The following is a 20872-nucleotide window of genomic DNA, read 5'->3' as shown; positions in this document are numbered from 1 at the left end:
TTGACTACTTCGCCACCAGAGTTTGAATGTCTTCGTCCCCTTGTCCTCGGTCTTTCTTAAAGCGGACCTGGTTGCCGCTGCTCCAGACGTGTTGGCAGTTGGTTTTCTTTTCTTTGCCCTTGAAGACATAATTTCGGCACCATGCACCTTTGTGCCATTTCCAGGCACCGCGCAACTCGTCACCTTTCAAGACACCAACCATGGACCCGTCTGAGCGTATTTCCCACGAACCATTCTTGGTCGAAAACTGTTTTCCTGCGACCACTTCGAGTAGCTGTGTTTTGGTTTTGATACGTTCCCATGTCGCAGCATGTGCTGTCAGGGGAATAGCAAAGAGAATAATCGCAATGGCTGACATTGTTTTCATGGTTTTATCCTTAGACTCTTTAATAATACAATTGGCTGAAGGACGTATTACACTTCACGCTGAATTTTCTAGCGCGCTCGGTCGCGAAATTTGAAGGTGCTAAGATTGCTACCTTTACAGCTCAATGAGTTCGCGTAGGAGAGCGACTGCCAGCGCTTCCTCCCGTGTGCTGGCCCCCAGTCGCAGCCTTGCTTCAGAAAAGTGCTTGCTAACGGTGGCCTCAGATATACAGAGTTTCTCTGCAATCCTGCCTGTTTGATGACCTTCGGCGAGAAGGGAAAGCACTTCCCGTTGCCTCTGGGATAGGAAGACGTGCCCTAGGCGTCGATTGGAATAGACATCTGCGGCGGAGGTTATCACCGTTGCCAAAAACGCCGCAAAAACGTCGGCTTCGATGTCAGGCGATTTCAGAATTGAATGCGCCTCATTTTCAGAACACAAGGTAACAAAAACGCTGTTGTTTTTATGAGACTCAAAGCGTGAGCAATGAAGGTGAGACATGCCGTGCTGCCTCAGACCATGACTCACCGCGTAGGCCTTTTGATCGGTTATTTCGTCCGCACGCATCATTCCAGCGTGATACAACAGACTTCCCACATGACTTTCCAACAGGCTGATAATTGGGTCGGAACTAATGTAATCTTCAACAAGATATTCTTGCATCCAGCAGTCGGGCATATTTGTGTTGACCCAGTCGATATCGCGTGTCGCGGTGGAGACTTTGGCCACCAACAGATGGTCAAAACCGCAGTCGGAAGCGGACGCTTCGGCAAGCTCCCAAGTGCGTTGATTGGAAGCAACGCCGACAAAACGATCAACGACATCGATGATAGCATTTTTCAATTTTTAAACCCTTGAACCATATACTTTTTGTTACTGACAGCTACTTGAAAAAGCCGTTGGGAGCTGCGGGTTTGCAGTCTAAATGCTTAAAAGGGACGTCTTCGAGGGAGTTCGGGGGGAGAGCCCTTTGACGGCAGCGCTGCTGCCCCGCATAAAATGTTTTTGCTCCAATGTACTATACAGCAAGAGTGCTGGTGTGGAAACTTAGTACTATTTGCGACAGAAATCGCGCACTGACCGCTTGACGCCATCAGCAGCATTTCATAACCAAGCGTCAGGCGGGCCTGTAGCTCAACGGTTAGAGCAGAGCGCTCATAACGCTTTGGTTGCGGGTTCAAATCCTGCCGGGCCTACCATCTTCCGCCAAACACTTTCTATGCATGTCAAGATCTGGCTACTTGCGGCCTGACCAACTGTTTCTGCGCTGAATAAACCAGTGTGCAGACGTGATGTATCTGCGCGCAATCGCAGACGTCTACGCCGCAATTCAAGCTGTGATCAAAGCCCTGTATCGCGCCGGATTTTCAGCGCGCGCGCCGCTCCAAGGTGTTGCCTGAGGCGGCAACGCGAATGGTCCGCACCCCGGCCGTTTGCTGGTCCGTCAGGACTGAGGCTGCGGTGATCTCGCGTGTCAGGTCTGAACCACCGGTGATGGGATCTGCTGGGGGAATTGCCATGAAATCAAGCGTCAAAACTCCGTTTTCCGCGGGCCCACGGGCCACAAGACGTGCATCGTGGGTTCCGTGCACGGCAGACACACCAACCGCAACAACCAGCTGGCCTTCCGTCACAGTGTGCACCTCAAGGTTGGTGACCTTTGAAATCGGCAGCCCGACAAAGGCAACCGCCTGTTCCTGTGCAAAAAAGGAACGGCCCGCGTCGGTTTCTTCAGGAATTAGAGGATTGCTATCTGTGATCACGGCATCTGCCCGATCATTTCCGAACCAATTCACCGGGTTCACGCGGGATTGGCAGGCTGACAGCGCCAGGGTGGAGGTCAACAAGATCAGGACGGAAGTGCGCATCGGAAAGCCTCATTCGTTGTGCCTTTGAGTTATCCTATTCGTATGAAGTTGAAAAGCGCCGATCGCGGGGTGGACGTTTGCTGCAGGCCTGCTTAGGTGGAGTGGACACAAAAGGAGAGCCGAAACCATGGCTGCGCAGGCGTTTGAAGAGATTGTCGAAGACTTTGAGTTTATCGAGGACTGGGAAGACCGCTATCGTTATGTGATTGAGCAGGGCAAAGATATGCCCGTTTTGGATGAAGCGCTGCGTGTGCCAGCCACCAAGGTTGACGGGTGCGCGAGCCAGGTTTGGCTGCATCCCACAATCGACAACGGCGTGTTCAGTTTTGAAGGCGCGAGCGATGCGATGATCGTGAGTGGGCTGATTGCTGTGTTGCGCAGACTCTACAACGGGCTGTCACTTGCAGAGGTTCTGGCGGTGGATGCGCGGGCGGAATTGGAGCGCCTGGGGTTGAATGAACATCTTTCATCGCAGCGCTCAAATGGATTGCGGGCCATGATTGAGCGCATACGTCTGGTTGCCAGCGAAACCGCCTGATCACACCTTGTGAAACGCCCGATGGGGCGTTGCCTCCGGCGGGGATATTTACGGCAAGAGGAAGGTTTGGCGCTCGTTTGCGCCCTCGTGCGCTTTGTCGCGATAGTGGCGGAGTACAAACAGGCGAATGGCAGTGGCCAGCCCGGCGTCAAGGTCGCGCGCTGCATCAATTTGCGCTGCCAATTCGTTGATTGGAATTGATTTTTCCTCTGCAATATCGCGAAAGGCGCGCCAGAACTCGTCTTCTAAGGACACACTTGTACGATGCCCGCGCAGGGTCAGAGAGCGTTTTTGAGGGCGGCTCATTCCGGATCTTTGCTGCGTTCTTTGCCGTCCAGATCCCGCTCAGATTTCTCCGTTTGGGCCGCTTCCAATTTCTTCTGCGCTTTGGTGCGTCCGAATTTCACGGCGTTCTCTTCTGCCTGTGCTTTTTCGTCGGCGCGTGCACGCGCTTTGCGGAATTTGTTCAGATTGATGATCTCTGCCATGACCCCAAGGTATCGCGGTGTGCTTGATTTGCATAGAGGCCTTTGCATTTGATCCGAAACGCTTTTTGCGAGCCTATCAGAGGATCATCACTTCGAGAGATTTTGCGCAAGCCAAGCCGCCATCGTTAGCAAAGACCGGCGAAGAGGCGAGGGACAGCCCGCCAAGCACAAAGATGATCAGCAGAAACAGTGGGGGAAGAAATTGACGTTTCATAGGGCACTCGTTGGTCAGGATATGAAGCTGATACGGATGAGACTATGAACTCCGTCGCTGATATTTGACTTCTTGCAAAAGAAAAGGCGGCCCAAAATGGACCGCCTTGATGTTGCTAGGTCTGGGAGATCAGTCTTTGGGGCCGATCATCTGCTCTGGGCGCACAACGGCATCAAAGGTTTCCGCGTCCACAAAGCCAAGCGCGATGGCCTCTTCTTTGAGGGTGGTGCCGTTTTTATGCGCGGTTTTGGCAACGGTGGTGGCGTTGTCATAACCGATGGTTGGCGCCAGAGCGGTCACCAGCATGAGGCTCTCTTTCATCAGCTTGTCGATGCGTGGCTCATTGGCTTTGATGCCGTTGAGCATACGTTCGGTGAAGCTGTCGGCCACATCGCCCAGAAGCTGCATGGATTGCAGCAGGTTGTAGCTCATCATCGGGTTATAGACGTTGAGTTCAAAGTGGCCCTGAGAGCCAGCGAAGGTCATCGCAGCGTTGTTGCCCATCACGTGTGCGGCAACTTGAGTCATCGCTTCGGCCTGTGTTGGGTTCACTTTGCCCGGCATGATGGAAGAGCCTGGCTCGTTCTCCGGCAAGATCAGCTCTCCGAGACCGGAGCGTGGGCCAGAGCCGAGGAAGCGGATGTCGTTGGCGATTTTGTACATTGCGCCAGCAACAGTTGCGAGTGCGCCGGACATGAAGACCATGGCGTCATGCGCCGCCAGTGCTTCGAATTTGTTGGGCGCAGTCACGAAGGGCAGGCCCGTGATTTCGGCCATGTTTGCGGCCACAGCTTCGCCCCAGCCTTTCTGGGTGTTCAGGCCGGTGCCAACGGCGGTGCCGCCTTGTGCCAGCTCATAGATGCCGGGAAGGGCTGCTTCAACACGCGCGATGCCCTGACGGATCTGGTGTGCATAGCCGCCAAACTCCTGACCCAGAGTGAGCGGAGTCGCATCCTGGGTGTGGGTACGGCCGATCTTGATGATGTCTTTGAACTCTTCGGCTTTTGCCTCAAGACCTTCTGCAAGTTTTGTCAGGCCGGGCAGCAGTACATCGCGCACGGTCATCGCGGCCGCAATGTGCATCGCGGTTGGGAAAGTGTCGTTGGAAGACTGACCCATGTTGCAATGATCGTTGGGGTGCACCGGATCTTTGGAGCCAATCACACCGCCGAGGATTTCGATCGCGCGGTTTGCAATCACCTCATTGGAGTTCATGTTGGACTGGGTGCCAGAACCGGTTTGCCAGACAACCAGCGGGAAATTGTCGTCAAATTTGCCTGCGACCACTTCGGATGCAGCTTGGATGACCGCATCCGCGATTTTAGCGTCCAACTTGCCAGTGGCTTTGTTCTGCATGGCGCAGGCTTGTTTGATCACGCCGAGCGCACGCACGATGGCGACGGGCTGCTTTTCCCAACCGATCGGGAAGTTCATGATCGAACGCTGAGTTTGTGCGCCCCAATACTTATCTGAAGGAACTTCCAGCGGGCCAAAGCTGTCGGTTTCGGTGCGGGTATCTGCCATCGTGACCTCCGGTAAAATATGTCAGGAGTGTCATAACGGACTGGGGCCAAAGTGCAATACAGTATACCGTGGGATACCGCTAACAGCCATGAAGTAGAGACCCGGAAGCGATGTATGTCGCATACACCGCTTTGCGCCGATTGATGAATTTTCTACTTACGGAAGCTGTCCAGAGAGACCACTTCGGCGTCTTTGCGCGGCTCTTCTACGATCTCTTCGAGGTTGATTTCCTCTGGGAGATCTTCAAGCGCTTCTTCGTCAAGTTCGTCCTCCTGCGTTTCAAAGCGCAGGCCAAATTCAACTGAGGGATCAACAAAGGTTTTGATGGCGTTGTATGGAATGTACAGCGGCTCTGGAGAATCTCCGAAATTCAGCGTGACGGCAAAACCCTCATTTGTAACGGTCAGATTGTCATACCAATGCTGCATCACAACAGTCATTTCACCGGGATATCGATCTGCCAGCCATTCGGCGATTTCGACATCAGGGTGCTGTGTGTCAAACGTGATGAAGAAATGATGCTCGCCGGGCAATCCATTGGTTTGCACGTCTGTTAGAACGGTCTGGATCAGACTGCGCATGGCGCGGTGCATCAAGTTTCCGTAGTCGATGGTTCCAGACATGAGCTTGCTCCGATAGTCTACACTTCTGACAATAGCTTATTGCGCAGGAAACGAAAGATGATGCGGCTCAAAAATTGCATCACATCGCCCCCAAAATTGCCGCGGTTGACGCGCTGATAAACAGTGTCGCCAAGAGTGGCAACCTTAAGGTGAGGAGGGCAAGGATTGTAGCCGCACAGAGGAAGCCGGCGCGCCAGTCGAAGCTTGAAAGAACGGGGAGGGCGCCAAATGCTGTTGTTTGTGTCTGTTCAAAGAGCAAGTTGAGCATAAACCAGACGCTCAGATTCAGAATGACGCCGAAAACGGCCGCTGCGATTGAACGGAGTGCGTGATTGAGCCGAGGTGACGACAGGATACGTGCGACATGGGGTGCGCCCGCAAAGATCCACAAAAAGCAGGGAATAAATGTGCACCAAAGCGCCGTAACACCCGCTGCGAGGGCCAGCCATGGGCCGCCTTGCAGAGCGCCTGACAATGTGGCGACAAATTGTGTGACCAGGATGAGGGGGCCCGGCGTGGTTTCAGCCAGCCCAAGCGCATCCATCATTTGATCTGTGGAAAGCCAACCGAAATCTTGCACAACGGTTTGCACCATATAGGCCAGCAATGCGTAGGCGCCGCCAAAACTGACGATGGCCAGCTTGGAAAAAAACAATGCGACGTCGCTGAGAAAACCGCCTTGCCTCAGCAACAAGACAACCGGTATCGCCCAGAGCGCGCCCCAGATGAAAATGGCCTTGAATGAATAGCTGAGCGGATTGGGTGTTTGCGCTGGTTGATCCTCTAAAGCTGGTGTGCTGTCGGACCCCTGAAAAACCAGTCCGAAGATACCAGCCAGCAGTATTACTACAGGAAATGCGAGCGTGTCGGAATACAGCGCCACGAAGCTGATAGCGGCAATAAGCATATTGATGTTGTTTGTCAGCACCTTGCGCGACAGTCCGATCAAGGCTTGCAAGATGATCGCGACCACAGCCGCCTTTACGCCGACAAACGCCGCTGACACCAAAGGGAGGTTGCCATAGGTTGCATAGCCTGCTGCAAGGCAGAAGATAAGAGCGGCGCCAGGCAGTACGAAGAGTGTGCCTGCTATGATTCCACCAAGTGTGCCGCGCAGTTTCCAGCCGCAAAACGTTGCCAGTTGCATTGCTTCGGGGCCCGGCAACAACATGCAAAAAGATAGGGCGCCGAGAAACTCTTTCTCTTTCAGCCAAGGTCGACGTTCGACAAGTTCTTGATGCATCAAGCCTATTTGGGCGGCGGGGCCGCCAAACGACAGCAGTCCGATGCGTCCAAATACGCGAAAAAGCTCAGAAATATGTGGCGTTTGAGACATGTGCTCATGGCTATCGCAGCATGTCTCATTTGCAAGAGATTCGGGGCCGGTCAGGCCACTTTTTGGCCGGTGAGACAGAGCGCCATCGTTTGTTCAGGCAGGAGCCCCAGTTGTTGGAAGAAACTCACCATGTCGAAGTTGTTGTAGGCTTCGACCATGATGTTCCCATCAAACCGCACGAAGAGTTGGCCAAAACCAGTGATCCGTTCGTTGTTAAGTGGATTGAGAATACTCATTGTCCAAAGTGCGGCGGCCCAATCGCCATCGACCATTACTTTTTCTACGCAAACCATCGGGTCTTCGACAAGTGCGAGATACATGGTTGCCATTTCGCGAAAATCCTCAGGCCCAACGCCAAAACCGGGCAGAACGCCTTCGGCTTTGCTGTCTGGGCGGAACATTTCATCAATTGCGTCCATGTCCTGTTCGACCCATACGCGCCGAAACCAGTCCTCGATGATTTGCTGCTTATCCACAGTCATTGTTCATTTCCTTGTTGTCATCCCCACGAGCAAGCTATGTCTGAAAGAGTAAGTGAAAGGTTAAAAAATAAGGTCAAATCTTGTCGGAATTGTGTTTTTTGGCACTTAGGTATTGTTTTGCGAACTAATTAATTAGTGAGTTCGCGTTCAGGTAGATGTGTTAACCAATTTTGGGCGGAAATTAACGCGTATGCCCACTCATGGACGCTAAGTATTAACGTTAAGGAAGTGCAGGTTTCTGTTGCCAGGTACCTGCGAACCCCGCCTGAAGCTGCAAGCGTCAGGGCTTAAGATTCGGTGTTAGGCACTGCTTACGCAGCGACTGCTACCGGTGCACGATTGTCATTTGCAATTGTACTATTTTCGCCGATAACGGTGGCAGACAGCCGAGACAAAGCTAACTTCTTTAGACGTCCGTCGATCCTATTTCGTCCCCATGATCCCCAAATGAAGGATGTTTGGTGGAGACGCCGGGTACCGCCCCCGGGTCCGATCCGTTTATTACAAGCGCGTTTATGTCCATAGTCCCCGAAGAGACAGGTTATAGATAGTCTGCAAGTGTTGCGGGTGCAAGTCGATGTTAACCGGTTTTTTGCACGTCGGTATTGCGTCTGTAATGCGACGGTATTGCGGCGGTGTCATTTTCGCGCGGCTGAAATGTGTTATCCAACCGCGCGTTGCGTTCAGGTGTTGGTGATCAGGACGCGTATGCGGCATCCCAGAATTGCCGCTCCAGCTTTGCGGCACGCAGGAACATTGCCTCGACTTCTGACTTCGCGGCGTCAGACAGATCGGGCCAAACGGCATCAAGCTGGCTGCGCAGATAGGCGACGACGCCCTCAAAGCCTTCGCCCGCATGCAGGGTGATCCATTCTGCAAAATAAAACGGCAGGTCTTCTTTGGGTGGGTTCACTGGGGTTGCCCAGCTGAGATAGACCCACTCTGCCACAACCAGCACGGCCAACATCAATTCATAGCGGCCTGATGAGGCGGCCTCTGCCATCAGTGCGTTGAAGCCCTCGGTTGGAGATGCGGCTGGCGGCGTTTGCGCGGCGGCGTCCATGCCCAGCGCTTCAAAGGAGCGCAGGAAGTATGTGTTCTCAGGTCCAGTGACCACCGCGAGGAACTGCGCGGCTGGCACAGAATCTGCCAGGGTTGGGGCGTGGGCGATGGCGCTTGCCAACAGCCGAACGAAGTTGCCGACAAACTGATAATCCTGCGCAAGATACCAGCGCATTTTGTCCAACGGCAGGGTGCCGTCCGCCAGTTCGGTGCAGAACGGGTGGGTTGTGGCTGCGATCCAGTCTTCGCCAGCAAGGTCGCGCAGATGGTCAGTTGGGCGCATGGTCTCTCTCCTAACGGGTTGGCCTTCTGGTTTGACGGCTGTCTGCGACCAGAGGCAAGTTGCGCGGAGAAAAACCTTTGCGGACAAAAACTTCAAGCAGGTTTCAGGAAGTTCAACGCGGGCGGCGCACGCGTATGTCCCAGAGCACCCAGGACGTGACCAAAAGCACAGCGCCGCAGGTGAGCCATTTGGACAGCGGGCCCATGGTGCCCTCTATCAGCAAGGCGTGCATTACGGTGGAGATCACGATGAGCAAGGCCAGTGTGTTGTGCAAAATTGACCAGTGCAGATAGCGCAGAGGCAGGCGTTGCCGCAGCGTGACGAGCAGGGCTGTGATGACCAGCCCGTAGCACGCGATGGCGCCGTAGACAGAGAAAGGCGTCGGAGCCACCAGCAGGAGCGTATCCAGAGTGTCAGGCGGGCTTGTGAGATAGAGCCCGCCGATATGGACCGCCACGGCAATGAGGATCAGGCTCCCGGTGGCGCGGTGCCAAAGGCGCGACGTGCGCGGGCGTAGACCGGGCAGGTGGCCCGCGGCGAGAAGAGGCTGCACAAACAAAAGCAGCAGCGCGATGATGCCTGCAAACCCGGCAAGAATATAGGCAAGGTTGCGATAGGCGAGGTAGGGGCTTTGAGAGGCGATCAGCAGAGGGGCGAGCATCAAAAGCGCGAGCGCGCCCCAGACAAGCGCGGTTTTGTTGGGCTGTGATGCACTACGCTCTGTCACGGCCATGGCTTCATGCGGGGGCGAGGACAAAATCAACCTGGAGCGAGGTATCGCGAGCGCTTGGCATCACTGGGCGCAGAAACAGGGTTTTGTAAGCGCCATCGTCATAGGCGAGATGGGCATGGGGCTGACCGAAGTTTGGCACGATCTGCTCCATCTCCAGACTGTAGGTGCCATCCGCGCGGGTCAGCACCGAGCCATGATTGCGTGGCTCACGTTCGCCGCCAAGTGTGGTTGCCGCCCAGATTTGAATGCGGGTGTTGGCAATGGGCGCGCCCGAGCCTGCGCGCAGGACCGTACCGTGTACAAAGAAACCCGTGCCGAGGCGGTCAACCATCGGTGCGTTGGGGCGATAGTTGTTGGAGCCACCGCGCATGGTTTGAGTGGGCTTCAACCCTGCGGCTTGCGCAGGGGACACTAGGCCTGTCGCCAGTGCGGTGCCGGTGAGACCAGCCCCGACGATAAAACGACGACGGCTGTAAGAGGGGGTAAACATGAGGTGGCTCCTTTCCCGGAAAGAACAGGTGCGGTCGTCGAAAGTGTGCCACAGCCTTGTAAGGGCAGTGCACACAAATTCGTGAGCGATCTCGGGGCGCCTTAAAAGGGAGCTAGAAAAGGTCTATCGTTCTGATTGCGCCTTGGCAGCGGCGCGAGCGGCCATGGCCTCTTCGCCAAGCGTCAGCGTGTAGGCGGTGAGTTCGGCCAGCGCTGTGTCGGCGGCGGCGCTGTCCTGTGCGTCGAGCGCGTTGGCGATGCGGGTGTGCAGACCGATGATGACGTCGCGGTTGCGCTGGGTGAAGGTGATCATATTCATCAGCGGTTGCATGGCCTCCACCGCGCCGGCAAGCTGATAAGACAGCACCGGATTTGCGGCCCCGTCCACAAGCGCGCGGTGAAAGGCCACATCAGACTCACAGAAGCGTTCATCAGACAGGCCCGGTTGGGCTTGGCGATGGATCTCGGCGCGCATGGTGGCGAGATGATCGGGGGTGCGGCGTTTGGCGGACAGCGGCGCACAGGCGCGTTCGAGCGCAAAACGTGCCTCGCAGGCGGTCTCAAAATCCACCGCGTTCATGGACAGCAAAAGCGTGCTGGTGGTGATGTGTTGGCTTGCGGCCTCATCATAGCTGAGGCGGCGCACGAAAGCCCCACCAGACGCGCCCCGTTGTGTGCGGATCAGGTTCTGTGCGGCCAGACGTTTGAGCGCTTCGCGCACCGTGGGACGGGAGACTTGAAACTGGTCGGCCAGCTCAGACTCAGAGGGCAGGCGCTCATCCACGATCAAATCGCCGGAAATGATCGCATCTCTGATTGCCTTGGCAATCTGGGCCGAAAGATCGGCGGAGCTCTTTGGGTCAATTTTCATTTGTCTGACATTTAATGTTTGCTGCACCTTCAATTGTCTGACATTAAATAGGGAAATGCACGAGTCGCCAAGGGAGGGGAGATGTCGCGCTTTGATTTTCTTTCCATAAGAAGCCTTTTGTGGCTGAGTTTCTTTGCCGCGATCCTTGGCGCGTGGTGGATGATGTATGACATGGCCATGTCTATGGATGTGGATCTGATCGGGCGCCCGGGCGAGATGGGCGCGCGTATGGCAGCGATGGATCCACGCATGCCGATGTATATGCCGATGGCCAATTTCGGCCCGCTGTTTGTGATGTGGGCGGTGATGATGGCGGCGATGATGCTGCCAACCATGGTGCCCACACTGACCAATTATCAGCGTCTGATGAGTTCTGCGGATGGCAGCTGGGGCGGCTGGGTTGGCGTTTTGCTCGGCTATCTGATCGTTTGGGTGGCCTTTGCGGCGGTGATCACCGGGGTTCAACTTGCGCTGCTGTTTGGCGGCGTGGTGGATATGCTTGGCATTGCCAAGAGCCCCTGGGTGTCTGGCGGCCTGCTGATTGTGGTGGGCGCGTTTCAGTTCACCCGTGCCAAAGAAGTGTGTCATGGAGTGTGTCACAGCCCGATGACCTATTTTCTGGGCCATTGGCGCACCGGTTTTGGTGGTGGACTGCGCATGGGGCTGGGACTGGGCGCCTTTTGCGTCGGGTGCTGCTGGGGCTTTATGGCGCTGGGATTTGTCGGTGGCGTGATGAGCCTTCTTTGGATGGGGCTGGCCACGTTGTTTATGGTGCTGGAGAAACTGCCACAGATTGGCCATCGGGTGACCAAACCGATGGGGGTGGCGCTGATTGCCGGGGGTGGCGTTTTGATCGTCATGCCAAGCTTGTTTTATGGAGGATAATCATGGCTTTGGAACGCAGACCTGACGCAGAGAAACTGCCGGTGTCACAGCGGATCGACAACCGGATGAGCAACCCCAAGCGGCGCAAGATGACGCCGACGGAATGGGCGATCAAAGGCGAGTTGATCCTGAATTGTTCCTGCACCGTGTTCTGCCCCTGCGTGGTGTCGCTGGGCCAGCATCCGCCCACCGAAGGCGACTGTAAGGCCTGGATGGCGATTGCCATTGATGAGGGGCATTATGAGGGCGAAGACCTGAGCGGGCTGAATGTGGGCCTGATGGTCTATATTCCCGGCAAGATGGCGGAAGGCGACTGGCGGGTCGCGGCTTATGTGGATGAGCGCGCGAGCGGCAAGGCCTACAATGGCCTGCTGCAGATTTTCTCGGGGCAAGCGGGCGGCACTACGGGGCTGTTTACAATGCTGGTGAGCGATATTTTCTCGGCGGAGCGTGAAAAGGTCGACATCGTTCGAGACGGCAAAAAGCGCGCGCTTTATGTGGGGCGCAAAATTCAGGGCGAGGTGGAGATGCTGGAGGGCGCGAGCCCGGATCATCCGGTGATGATTTCCAACTCCAAATACTGGATGGGGCCAGACATCATTGCCGCTGTGGGCACGAAATCAAAGGTGCGTGACTTTGGTCGGGTCTGGGACTTTGGCGGCAAATCCGCAGAGATCTGCCCGATTGACTGGAAAGGCCCGCGGTAATGATTGCGCCTGCGTACTGTCAGATGATGGCGCGTTATAATGCTTGGCAAAACAGTCAGCTGCGCGGTGTTTGCGACAGATTGAGCGATGCAGAGCTGCGTCAGGATCGCGGGGCATTTTTTGGCTCGATCATGGCGACGCTGAACCACATCCTGTGGGCTGACACTCTGTGGATCAGCCGTCTGGATGGGGGCGCAGGGCCCAAAGTGGCTGCCAAGCAGCATGCAGAGCTCTGCGCGACCTATGTACTTTGGTCTGAGGAGCGATTGGCCGTGGACCGGCGGATCGCCGCGTGGGCCGAGGCGCTGCGCGCGGAGGATCTGGAAGGCGATCTGAAATGGCATGCACAGATGCTGAATGCGGATATGCAAAAACCGGTTGCACAATGTGTGGTGCAGCTTTTCAACCATCAGACCCATCACCGTGGCCAAATCCATGCCATGCTGACCAGCATTGGACATGATCCTGGCGATACAGATGTGGCGTTGTTGCCGGAGGGTGCGGCATGGCTTTGATTTCCCCATCTCGGCGCTTGCGCCGCACACCGTTTTCTGAAGGCGTCGAGGCCGCTGGAGTCAAAGCCTATACGGTGTACAATCGGATGTTGCTGCCGACGGTGTTTCGCTCCGTTGAGGAAGATTATCGTCACCTGAAGACGGCTGTGCAGGTCTGGGATGTGGCTTGTGAGCGTCAGGTGGAGCTGCGTGGGCCGGATGCCGGTCGCCTGATGCAGATGCTGACCCCGCGCGACTTGCGGGCGATGCTGCCGGGGCAGTGTTTCTATGTTCCAATCGTGGATGAAACCGGTGGCATGCTCAATGATCCGGTGGCGGTCAAGCTGGCCGAGGACCGCTGGTGGATTTCGATTGCGGACAGCGATCTGCTGTTCTGGGTCAAGGGCATTGCCTATGGCTATCGTCTGGATGTGCTGGTGGATGAGCCAGATGTGAGCCCGCTGGCGGTGCAAGGTCCCAAGGCTGAAGAGCTGATGGCGCGGGTGTTTGGCGACAAGATCCGCGACGTGAAATTCTTCCGTTTTGGCTGGTTTGATTTTCAGGGCCGCAATCTGGTGGTGGCACGTTCGGGTTACTCCAAACAGGGCGGCTTTGAAATCTACGTCGACGGCAGCGACATCGGCATGCCGCTGTGGAACGCCCTGATGGAAGCGGGCAAAGATCTGGATGTGCATGCGGGCTGTCCCAATCTGATTGAGCGGATTGAGGGCGGATTGCTGAGTTATGGCAATGACATGACGGACGACAACACGCCCCATGAATGTGGGCTTGGGCGGTTCTGTAACACCAACACCGCGATTGGCTGTGTCGGGCGTGATGCGCTGTTGCGGGTGGCGCAGGAAGGGCCGGTGCGCCAGATCCGACCGGTGGAAATTCACGGTGATGCCGTGGCACGGTGTGATCAGCTTTGGCCGGTGATGGATGGAGATCAGCATGTCGGCAATATCAGCAGTGCAGCCTGGTCGCCTGATTTCAACACCAATGTGGCCATTGGCATGATCCGCATGACCCATTGGAACAGTGGCACGGAACTGGATGTTGTGACGCCGGATGGGGTGCGCGCGGCAACCGTCTGGGAAGCCTTCTGGAACTGACGCCCGCGGCGGGGAAAGATGCCTCCGGCGGGGATATTTTGAGAATGAGAAACCGGAAATGACATGCGCCTTGGGCGCTTGATGTGAACGTTAGGAGAGATGAGATGTTTAAAGCATTGGTGATGACACAGGGCGAAGATGGCCTTGCAAGCGGTGCCATTCAGGAAATGGACGAGAGCCAGCTGCCAGCCGGCGATGTGACGGTTGCGGTGGAATATTCCACGGTGAACTACAAAGACGGGCTGTGCCTGTCAGCCAAAGGTGGCGGGCTGGTGCGCAACTATCCGCATGTGCCGGGCATTGACTTTGCAGGCACTGTGGAGAGCTCTGAGGATGATCGCTACAAGCCTGGCGACAAGGTGGTGTTGACCGGCTGGCGCGTGGGCGAAGTGCACTGGGGCGGCTATGGCCAGAAAGCCCGTGTAAAAGCGGATTGGCTGGTGCCGCTGCCTGAAGGGTTGAGCACCAAACAGGCCATGGCTGTGGGCACCGCTGGCTTTACCTCCATGCTATCGGTGATGGCGCTGGAAGATCATGGGGTCAGCCCAGACAAAGGCCCGGTTCTGGTGACCGGTGCGGCGGGCGGCGTTGGCTCTGTGGCGGTCGCGATTTTGGCCAACCTCGGCTATGAGGTGGCCGGTGTCACCGGGCGTCCGGAAACAGCTGACTATCTGAAATCGCTGGGCGTGAGCCAGATTGTGGCCCGCGAAGAGCTAAATGAAACCGTGAAACGCCCGCTGGAAACAGAGACATGGGCCGGGTGTGTTGACGCCGTTGGGGGCGAAATGCTTGCGCGGGTGCTGGGCCAGATGAAATATGGCGGCTCGGTTGCTGCTGTGGGTCTTGCTGGTGGCGCAGGTCTGCCTGCAACCGTGATCCCCTTCCTGCTGCGCGGTGTGAACCTCTTGGGCATCGACTCTGTGATGCGCCCTTATGAAGACCGCGTGCGCGCCTGGCAGCGGATTGCCAGCGATCTGCCGATGGAGAAGCTGGAAGCGATGGTGAAGCCTGCAACCCTGTCGGATCTGCCGCAATTGGGCGCAGATATTCTGAAAGGTCAGGTTCAGGGTCGTGTCGTGGTGGACGTAAACGCCTAACACACGCGAAGTTTGATCATTTTGGGCATCCCTTCGGGGGTGCCTTTTCTTTTTTAGGGAGAATCATATTCACTTAAGTGAATGTATATGATTTGGATCAAAGGCGCTGAGATCGCCCTGTGGTGCTGTGACATCCAGAGAGGCCACCGCAACATTCCGCTGCGGGCCTCTATCTGATTTATGGATGAAAGGATGCCATTGTGACCCGATTGAAAACCATACTCGCCAATACTGCCGCTGCGCTCTGCCTCTGTGCCGGGGCTGTTTCAGCGCAGGAGGCGCCCAAGCTGGTGACGATTCTGACAGAGGCCGCACCGCAGACGCAGTTGATGGCGATGGTGTTGACGTTGCAGGCGGCGCAACAGGGGGCAGCTCCGCATGTGCTGTTGTGTGATGCCGGGGGCGATTTGGCGCTGAAAGATGCGCCGAAGAGCGCCACAGCGGGGCAACCGCCGATGGATGTGAGCCCGCAGGGGCTGATGCAAAAGATCATGACCATGCCCGGTGCAAGGGTTGAGGTCTGCGCCCTGTATCTGCCCGGACGGGGGCAGGGGCCGGAGATCCTTCTGGAGGGGGTTGGTGTGGCCAAACCCGGTGCGATGGCGGCGGCGATGATGGCGGCGGATGCTCGGATGAGTTTCTGACCATCGGGCGTGACAAACGGACCAGATCCGGCGGTGCAGGTCGCTGCAATTCGGCTTGCACTCCGGGAATGGCAAAGGCACCTTGGCGGCCGACGAACACCACCACAGCGGAGCGGCGTGGCCATGGCTTATGACACCGACAATATTTTTGCGAAGATCCTGCGGGGCGAGATCCCAAGCGAGAAACTCTATGAGGATGAAGACACCTATGTGTTCATGGACATCATGCCACGCGCGGATGGCCATTGCTTGGTGATCCCCAAGACGCCTTGCCGCAATATGCTGGATGCGACGCCTGCGCAGCTGTCGGCCTGTCTGAACACGGTGCAGAAGATGGGACATGCGGTGATGAAGGCGTTTGACGCCGAAGGGGTCACGGTGCAGCAGTTCAATGAAGCCGCCGGTGGGCAGGAGGTGTTCCACCTGCATTACCACGTGTTGCCGCGTCATGAGGGTGTGGGCTTGCGCCCGCCTGGCACGATGGCGGATTTTGACGTGCTGAAGGCGCAGGCAGACAAGATCCGGGCAGCCTTGGCCTAAGCGACGCCATTGCGTGTGTTTCCACGCTTGACCTCGCCTTACATCAGCGCTCTTCTCCGCCCTAAGTGATGGAGGAGACAACAGATGCTTGATATCGATTTTGTGCGCGGCCAATTCCCGGCGTTTTCTGAGGAAACCCTGCGCGGTCAGGCATTTTTTGAGAACGCCGGGGGCAGCTATACCTGTGCCCCGGTGATTGAGCGTCTGACGCGGTTCTACCGCGAGCGCAAAGTGCAACCCTATGCGCCATACCGCGCCTCTGAGCTTGCTGGGGCAGAGATGGATGAGGCGCGCAGCCGTCTTGCGGGCCTGATGGGGGTTGGCACCGATGAAGTGTCTTTCGGGCCCTCAACCACGCAGAACACCTATGTTTTAGCGCAGGCATTTCGCAAATGGATGGATCCCGGCGATGCCATCGTTGTGACCAATCAAGATCATGAGGCCAACAGTGGCCCCTGGCGCAGGCTGGCGGACGAGGGGATCGACGTGCGCGAATGGCGTGTGGATCCTGAGACCGGGCATCTGGATCTTGAGGCGCTGGCAGAGCTGCTGGATGACCGGGTGCGACTGGTGTGTTTTCCGCATTGCTCCAATGTGATTGGAGAGATCAATCCGGTGGCGGAGATCACGGCGCTGGCCCATGCGGCTGGTGCTTTTGTCTGCGTGGATGGCGTGAGTTATGCGCCGCATGGCTTGCCAGATGTGGGGGCGTTGGGCGCTGATATTTATCTGTTTTCCAGCTATAAGACCTATGGCCCTCATCAGGGGATCATGGTGATGCGGCGCAGCCTTGGGGAGCTGTTGCCCAATCAGGCGCATTACTTCAACGCCGATACGCTTTATAAGAAATTCACACCGGCCGGTCCCGATCATGCGCAGGTTGCGGCCTGCGCCGGTATGGTGGACTATTTTGAAGCACTTGCGGCGCATCATGGTGTGCTGGGCGAGACGATGGCGGCAACCGGGGCAGCGGTGCATGGGTTGATGCGCAGCCATGAGACCAAACTTTTGCAGCCTTTGTTGGACTTTGCATCGGCGCGCAACTCTGTGCGTCTGCTGGGGCCGGATGTTGCAGCAGACCGGGCGCCCACTGTTGCGTTGGTGGCGCAGGCACCGGGTGCGGCTCTGGCAGAGCGTCTGGCGCAGCACAGTATTATGGCTGGGGGCGGAGACTTTTACGCGGTGCGGGCGCTGAAGGGTATGAATGTGGATGCAGAGCACGGCGTGCTGCGGGTCAGTTTTGTGCATTACACCACAGAAGAAGAAGTGGCGCAGCTGATTGAGGCATTGGACGCGATTTTGTGATCCAAAGTGTGATCTGACTTTGGTAATGTCCCGTAAAATCAGAAGAATACAGGACAGGACCTCAAGACTTTGGCGCAGAACCACACCCAAGACACGGCAACGATTCACTGGTTTCGACGCGATTTGCGACTGAGTGACAACCGCGCTTTGACAGCCGCGGCGGAACGGGGGCCTGTGGTGCCAGTGTTTGTGCTGGATGACGAGGTGCGCGGGCTCGGCGCGGCTTCCAAGCAGCGGCTTGAGATGTCACTAGAAGCGCTGGCCGCGGATCTGGAAACGCGTGGGATGCAGCTCATCCTGCGCCGTGGGCGCGCGACCGACGTTCTGTTGCAGCTTGCCCAAGAGGTGGGCGCAAAATCAGTACACTGGAGCCGCGCCTATGCACCTGATTGGGTGGCGCGTGACACCGAGGTGAAAGCCGCGCTCAAACAGGCAGGTCTGTCAGCTGAGAGTTTTGAAGGGACCCTTCTGTTTGAGCCGTGGACGGTCCAGACAGGTCAGGGCATGCCCTATCGGGTGTATACGCCATTTTGGAAGGCCGTGCGCAGCCGTGTGGTGGACGCGCCATTGCGTGCCCCTGATCTGAAGGCACCATCGGTTTGGCCGCAGAGTGAGACCCTGAGCGCGTGGGGTTTGTCAAAAGACATGCGACGTGGTGCTGCGGTTGTGGCGGCGCATGTGCAGGCTGGGGAAGCCGCCGCGCAGGCCAAACTCTCGACGTTTCTGGAAGAAAAGGTCGCCGCGTATCAAGTGGCACGAGATTTTCTGGATCGTGCGGCGACCTCGGATTTGTCAGATGCGCTGACATTTGGCGAGGTCAGCCCTGCGCAGCTCTGGCATGGTGGGCACCGGGCGATGCAGCAGGGGGCAGTAGGGGCGGAACATTTCCTCAAAGAAGTGGTTTGGCGCGAATTCGCCTGGCACTTGTTGTGGCATTTTCCGCAGCTTCCGCATGCAAATTGGCGCGATGGCTGGGATCAGTTTGAATGGTCTGAGGATCCCGATCATCCGCATTTTCAGGCCTGGTGCCGGGGCCGTACAGGCGTGGCTGTGGTGGACGCAGCCATGCGTGAGCTCTACATCACCGGAAAGATGCACAATCGCGCACGGATGATTGTGGCCAGCTATCTGACAAAGCACTTGCGGATGCATTGGAAGCTTGGCCTCAAGTGGTTTGCCGAGTGCTTGATCGATTGGGATCCTGCGTCAAACGCGATGGGGTGGCAGTGGGTTGCGGGCTGTGGGCCCGATGCAGCGCCTTATTTTCGGATCTTCAACCCTGACACGCAGGCAGACAAGTTTGATCCTGAGAAGACCTATCGCAGGCGTTGGTTCAGCCACAAAGACGGTGAAGGCAGCGCTACAGCGCAGACGTTTTTTCAGGCCATGCCCGTCAGCTGGGAAGCCAGTTTTACGCGCCCACAGATGCAACCGATCGTCAGCCTGCCCGAAGGGCGTGCGCGCGCCTTGGCCGCGTATGAGGCTTTCAAAACTCAATAATTTCTTGCCGCTAGGCGGTTTCTGCGCCTAGGATTCAGACTACACAAAAGGGGAGGGGGAACGATGATCCTGACTTCGACACAAGGTGAGGCCAACTTACCGCGCTATTTTTCAGCCGTTTTTGCCACGGCGCAAAAGATCAATCACGGCCGGATTGATTTTGTTTTGGAGGATGGCCGCGTGTTCCGCGCAGAGGGCCCCAAACCCGGGCCGGTTTGTGAGATGCATGTTCACAACGGAGATACCTTTGGCCGCCTGATGCGCGAGGGGGAACTTGGGTTTTCTGAAGCTTATCTGGAAGGCTGGTGGAGCAGTCCGGATCTGCAGGCGTTTTTCGATTTTCTGCGCGCGGACAATGACGCACTTTATGATGGGTTTCCCGGTATGTTCTTCGTGCGTGCTTATGAGCGCATGCGCCATTGGATGAACAACAATTCCAAATCTCAGGCCAAGAAAAACATCAGCTATCACTACGATCTGGGCAACGAGTTCTATCGGCTCTGGCTGGACGACACGATGACCTATAGCTCTGCGATCTTTGAAACCGGGCAAGAGAGCATGGAGGCGGCGCAGATTGCCAAATATGCGTCTATGGTGGATCAGATGGGCGTCAAACCCGGCGATCATGTGCTTGAAATTGGCTGTGGCTGGGGCGGTTTTGCGGAATATGCCGCCAAGGAGCGCGGGCTGCGTGTGACCGGGCTGACAATATCAGAAGAGCAGCTGAAATATGCGCAGGAGCGCATTGAAAAGGCGGGGCTGTCACATCTGGTGGATTTCAAGCTGCAAGACTATCGCGATGAAACCGCGCACTATGATGGTATTGCCAGCATCGAAATGTTTGAAGCCGTCGGAGAGAAGTACTGGCCGGTCTATTTTCAAACGGTGCGCGACCGTCTGAAGCCCGGTGCAAAGGCGACTTTGCAGATCATCACAATCACCGAAAGCCGTTTTGAAGAGTACAGAAAAGGTGTTGATTTCATTCAGAAATACATCTTTCCGGGCGGCATGTTGCCAAGTCCAACCGCGCTTAAGGAAGAGGTGCGCAAGGCGGGGCTTCTTCTGTCAGGGTCGATTGAGTTTGGTGAAAGCTACAGTCAAACGCTGCGGCGCTGGTATGACACGTTTAATGCGCAATGGGATCGCATTCAGCCCATGGGGTTTGATGACAGGTTCCGCCGGATGTGGAATTTTTATCTAACCTCTTGTGCGGCGGCGTTTCACAGTGGAAGTTGTGACGTAACACAGATCACAATTTCCAAACCGAGTACATGACAACATCTAACAAACTGATTGCGGCCATCTGCCTTGCCTTCATTGGCGGGCTGGTGGCCGAATTCGTAAAGCCTCAGATGCCCGAAGGATCTGACCCGGGCCATATGACCCTGATTGCTGCCGCTGTTGGTGTTTTGGTTGGATGGCGGATCATGGGGCGCCGTGCGGGCAGGGTTGGCTCTCTGGAACTTGGTATCCTTGGCGTGTTCTGGCTCGTGTTCTGGGGACTTGCGCTGTTTGGATTGATCGAAATGTTGCGGCTGGCGCTGCGCCGCCATTTTGATGAGCCTGTTGAGGCGATGGAGGCTGTGGTCACGATTGCGCTGGACTATGGGCTGTATTTGAGCGCGACGCCAATTTTGATCACACTTGTGGTTGGGGCGATCGTGAGTGGATATCTTACAAATTTTGCGCATCGACGCTGGGGCTGAC

Annotated in this window: 26 protein-coding genes, 1 tRNA gene and 1 other RNA gene; 13 read left to right on the top strand and 15 right to left on the bottom strand. The window is 56.5% G+C overall.

Translation table 11 applies throughout. The features are described from left to right. Positions 1-4 precede the first annotated feature (4 nt). Together J7413_RS01760 and J7413_RS01755 are read right to left on the bottom strand one after the other, a co-directional pair. Positions 5-367, bottom strand: a complete 363-nt coding sequence (locus tag J7413_RS01760) for a hypothetical protein (RefSeq protein WP_209095786.1) — start codon at positions 365-367, stop codon at positions 5-7. A 114-nt stretch (positions 368-481) separates the two neighbouring features. Then, entirely contained in the window at positions 482-1210 is a 729-nt protein-coding gene (locus J7413_RS01755) for a LuxR C-terminal-related transcriptional regulator (protein ID WP_209095783.1), read from the bottom strand. A gap of 280 nt (positions 1211-1490) precedes the next feature. Between J7413_RS01755 and J7413_RS01750 the strand changes: the two genes are divergently transcribed. After that, positions 1491-1566, top strand: a tRNA-Ile gene (locus J7413_RS01750). Positions 1567-1734: 168 nt separating this feature from the next. On the opposite strand, the gene J7413_RS01745 is transcribed toward J7413_RS01750, so the two are convergent. Further along, on the bottom strand, positions 1735-2235 hold the full coding sequence (locus tag J7413_RS01745) for a hypothetical protein (RefSeq protein WP_209095781.1): 501 nt from the start codon (positions 2233-2235) through the stop codon (positions 1735-1737). 127 nt (positions 2236-2362) lie between these two features. Between J7413_RS01745 and J7413_RS01740 the strand changes: the two genes are divergently transcribed. Next, positions 2363-2773 carry a SufE family protein gene (locus tag J7413_RS01740; protein ID WP_209095779.1) on the top strand — a complete coding sequence of 137 codons (411 nt, stop codon included), beginning with the start codon at positions 2363-2365 and terminating at the stop codon, positions 2771-2773. A gap of 48 nt (positions 2774-2821) precedes the next feature. On the opposite strand, the gene J7413_RS01735 is transcribed toward J7413_RS01740, so the two are convergent. The 12 genes from J7413_RS01735 to J7413_RS01680 all read right to left on the bottom strand — a co-directional run bounded on the left by J7413_RS01735 (position 2822) and on the right by J7413_RS01680 (position 10878). Continuing rightward, positions 2822-3079: a ribbon-helix-helix domain-containing protein gene (locus J7413_RS01735; RefSeq protein WP_209095777.1), complete on the bottom strand. Its 258-nt coding sequence runs from the start codon at positions 3077-3079 to the stop codon at positions 2822-2824. Further along, positions 3076-3261, bottom strand: a complete 186-nt coding sequence (locus tag J7413_RS01730) for a DUF4169 family protein (RefSeq protein WP_209095775.1) — start codon at positions 3259-3261, stop codon at positions 3076-3078. The genes J7413_RS01735 and J7413_RS01730 overlap by 4 nt, the downstream gene beginning before the upstream one ends. Positions 3262-3337: 76 nt before the next feature. Then, positions 3338-3475 carry a hypothetical protein gene (locus tag J7413_RS01725; RefSeq protein ID WP_209095773.1) on the bottom strand — a complete coding sequence of 46 codons (138 nt, stop codon included), beginning with the start codon at positions 3473-3475 and terminating at the stop codon, positions 3338-3340. A gap of 129 nt (positions 3476-3604) precedes the next feature. Next, the gene (fumC, locus tag J7413_RS01720; RefSeq protein ID WP_209095772.1) at positions 3605-4999 is read right to left on the bottom strand and encodes a class II fumarate hydratase; all 1395 of its coding nucleotides are present in this window, start codon (positions 4997-4999) and stop codon (positions 3605-3607) included. Positions 5000-5151: 152 nt separating this feature from the next. Beyond that, entirely contained in the window at positions 5152-5622 is a 471-nt protein-coding gene (locus J7413_RS01715; RefSeq protein ID WP_209095770.1) for a ClpXP protease specificity-enhancing factor SspB, read from the bottom strand. Positions 5623-5701: 79 nt separating this feature from the next. Beyond that, positions 5702-6958 carry a chromate efflux transporter gene (gene chrA / locus J7413_RS01710; protein ID WP_209095767.1) on the bottom strand — a complete coding sequence of 419 codons (1257 nt, stop codon included), beginning with the start codon at positions 6956-6958 and terminating at the stop codon, positions 5702-5704. Positions 6959-7008: 50 nt separating this feature from the next. Next, positions 7009-7440 (bottom strand): nuclear transport factor 2 family protein, encoded by a 432-nt coding sequence (locus tag J7413_RS01705; protein ID WP_209095765.1) that lies wholly within the window; start codon positions 7438-7440, stop codon positions 7009-7011. Between the two features lie 227 nt (positions 7441-7667). Further along, positions 7668-8017, bottom strand: a transfer-messenger RNA (tmRNA) gene (gene ssrA / locus J7413_RS01700). A 120-nt stretch (positions 8018-8137) separates the two neighbouring features. Further along, positions 8138-8785, bottom strand: a complete 648-nt coding sequence (locus tag J7413_RS01695; RefSeq protein ID WP_209095763.1) for a TenA family protein — start codon at positions 8783-8785, stop codon at positions 8138-8140. A gap of 112 nt (positions 8786-8897) precedes the next feature. Next, a complete protein-coding gene (locus J7413_RS01690) occupies positions 8898-9512 on the bottom strand; it encodes a ferric reductase-like transmembrane domain-containing protein (RefSeq protein ID WP_247743278.1) in 615 nt (204 codons plus the stop codon). A gap of 10 nt (positions 9513-9522) precedes the next feature. Continuing rightward, entirely contained in the window at positions 9523-10008 is a 486-nt protein-coding gene (locus tag J7413_RS01685; RefSeq protein WP_209095759.1) for a twin-arginine translocation signal domain-containing protein, read from the bottom strand. A 123-nt stretch (positions 10009-10131) separates the two neighbouring features. Next, a complete protein-coding gene (locus J7413_RS01680) occupies positions 10132-10878 on the bottom strand; it encodes a GntR family transcriptional regulator (protein WP_209095758.1) in 747 nt (248 codons plus the stop codon). An 81-nt stretch (positions 10879-10959) separates the two neighbouring features. Here J7413_RS01680 and J7413_RS01675 point away from each other — a divergent pair, with 81 nt between their 5' ends. From J7413_RS01675 to J7413_RS01625, 11 genes are all read left to right on the top strand, one after another. Then, positions 10960-11763, top strand: a complete 804-nt coding sequence (locus tag J7413_RS01675) for a DUF2182 domain-containing protein (RefSeq protein WP_209095757.1) — start codon at positions 10960-10962, stop codon at positions 11761-11763. 2 nt (positions 11764-11765) lie between these two features. Continuing rightward, positions 11766-12470 carry a DUF1326 domain-containing protein gene (locus tag J7413_RS01670; RefSeq protein ID WP_209095756.1) on the top strand — a complete coding sequence of 235 codons (705 nt, stop codon included), beginning with the start codon at positions 11766-11768 and terminating at the stop codon, positions 12468-12470. Next, on the top strand, positions 12470-12985 hold the full coding sequence (locus tag J7413_RS01665) for a DinB family protein (protein ID WP_209095755.1): 516 nt from the start codon (positions 12470-12472) through the stop codon (positions 12983-12985). Before J7413_RS01670 ends, J7413_RS01665 begins: the two co-directional genes overlap by 1 nt. Further along, positions 12976-14079, top strand: a complete 1104-nt coding sequence (locus J7413_RS01660) for a dimethylsulfoniopropionate demethylase (protein WP_209095754.1) — start codon at positions 12976-12978, stop codon at positions 14077-14079. Before J7413_RS01665 ends, J7413_RS01660 begins: the two co-directional genes overlap by 10 nt. A gap of 104 nt (positions 14080-14183) precedes the next feature. Continuing rightward, positions 14184-15176: an acryloyl-CoA reductase gene (gene acuI, locus J7413_RS01655; protein WP_209095753.1), complete on the top strand. Its 993-nt coding sequence runs from the start codon at positions 14184-14186 to the stop codon at positions 15174-15176. A 200-nt stretch (positions 15177-15376) separates the two neighbouring features. After that, the gene (locus J7413_RS01650; RefSeq protein WP_348538711.1) at positions 15377-15820 is read left to right on the top strand and encodes a hypothetical protein; all 444 of its coding nucleotides are present in this window, start codon (positions 15377-15379) and stop codon (positions 15818-15820) included. Positions 15821-15943: 123 nt separating this feature from the next. Further along, on the top strand, positions 15944-16360 hold the full coding sequence (locus J7413_RS01645; RefSeq protein ID WP_209095751.1) for an HIT family protein: 417 nt from the start codon (positions 15944-15946) through the stop codon (positions 16358-16360). A gap of 84 nt (positions 16361-16444) precedes the next feature. After that, entirely contained in the window at positions 16445-17665 is a 1221-nt protein-coding gene (locus tag J7413_RS01640; protein ID WP_209095749.1) for an aminotransferase class V-fold PLP-dependent enzyme, read from the top strand. A 69-nt stretch (positions 17666-17734) separates the two neighbouring features. After that, entirely contained in the window at positions 17735-19165 is a 1431-nt protein-coding gene (locus J7413_RS01635; RefSeq protein WP_209095747.1) for a deoxyribodipyrimidine photo-lyase, read from the top strand. A gap of 63 nt (positions 19166-19228) precedes the next feature. Next, the gene (locus J7413_RS01630) at positions 19229-20440 is read left to right on the top strand and encodes a cyclopropane-fatty-acyl-phospholipid synthase family protein (RefSeq protein WP_209095745.1); all 1212 of its coding nucleotides are present in this window, start codon (positions 19229-19231) and stop codon (positions 20438-20440) included. Next, positions 20437-20871 carry a TrgA family protein gene (locus J7413_RS01625; RefSeq protein ID WP_209095743.1) on the top strand — a complete coding sequence of 145 codons (435 nt, stop codon included), beginning with the start codon at positions 20437-20439 and terminating at the stop codon, positions 20869-20871. Before J7413_RS01630 ends, J7413_RS01625 begins: the two co-directional genes overlap by 4 nt. Position 20872 lies beyond the last annotated feature (1 nt).

Source organism: Shimia sp. R10_1, assembly GCF_017744095.1.
Classification (GTDB): domain Bacteria; phylum Pseudomonadota; class Alphaproteobacteria; order Rhodobacterales; family Rhodobacteraceae; genus Shimia.
The sequence above is the reverse complement of the archived record's forward strand: the minus strand, read 5'-3'. Positions and strand labels throughout refer to the sequence as shown.